The sequence below is a fragment of the Streptomyces sp. HNM0575 genome (assembly GCF_012726265.1).
Taxonomy (GTDB): domain Bacteria; phylum Actinomycetota; class Actinomycetes; order Streptomycetales; family Streptomycetaceae; genus Streptomyces.
Map to the genome: position 1 here is coordinate 1 of NZ_JAASAG010000031.1, position 1,234 is coordinate 1,234.

Here is a 1,234-nt window from a genome sequence, read left to right on the forward strand (position 1 = left end):
GCTGTCAGTCGCCGCCGTTGCCGGGTGTGGGGGTGGTCTTCTGGATCTGGAGGAGGAACTCGGTGTTGGACTTGGTCTGCTTCATCTTGTCCAGCAGCAACTCGATGGCCTGCTGCTGATCCAGCGCGTGCAGCACCCGGCGGAGCTTCCAGATGATCTGAAGCTCATCGCCCGCCATGAGGATCTCCTCCTTACGCGTACCGGAGGCATCCACATCCACCGCCGGGAAGATCCGCTTCTCCGACAGCTTCCGGTCCAGCTTCAGCTCCATGTTCCCGGTGCCCTTGAACTCCTCGAAGATCACCTCATCCATACGGGAACCGGTCTCCACCAACGCCGCCGCCAGAATCGTCAGCGACCCACCGTCCTCGATGTTCCGCGCCGCACCAAAGAACTTCTTCGGCGGATACAACGCCGTGGAATCCACACCACCGGACAAGATCCGCCCCGACGCCGGAGCCGCCAGGTTGTACGCCCGCCCCAGCCTGGTGATGTTGTCCAACAGCACCACCACATCGTGACCCAGCTCCACCAGCCGCTTCGCCCGCTCGATCGCCAACTCCGCGATCGTGGTGTGATCCTCCGCAGGACGATCGAACGTCGAAGAGATCACCTCACCCTTCACCGACCGCTGCATGTCGGTGACCTCTTCCGGACGCTCATCGACCAGCACCACCATCAGATGGCACTCCGGATTGTTCACCGTGATCGCATTCGCGATCGACTGGAGCACCATCGTCTTCCCCGCCTTCGGCGGCGCCACGATCAAACCCCGCTGCCCCTTGCCGATCGGCGAGACCAGATCGATGATCCGCGCCGTCAACCGGCCCGGCTCCGTCTCCAACCGCAACCGCTCCTGCGGATACAACGGCGTCAGCTTGTTGAACTCCGACCGCGACCGGCCACCCTCCGGCGACGCACCATTGACCGAATCCAGCCGCACCAGAGCATTGAACTTCTCCCGCCGCTCCCCCTCACGCGGCTGGCGCACCGCACCCGTGACATGGTCGCCCTTACGCAGACCGTTCTTCCGCACCTGCGCCAACGACACATACACATCACTCGGACCCGGCAGATACCCCGACGTCCGCACGAACGCATAGTTATCGAGAATGTCCAAAATCCCCGCCACCGGGATCAGCACATCATCCTCAGCGACCTGCGGCTCAGCATCCTCACGCCCACCACGACGCCCACGACGATCCCGATAACGCCCCCGACGACCACGACGACC

General features: G+C 63.4%; 1 protein-coding gene. It reads right to left on the minus strand.

The window, feature by feature from the left end; genetic code table 11:
- Window positions 1-4 precede the first annotated feature (4 nt).
- The coding region (gene rho, locus HCC61_RS29995; RefSeq protein ID WP_169141013.1) for a transcription termination factor Rho at window positions 5-1,234 on the minus strand (1,230 nt) is incomplete at its 5' end.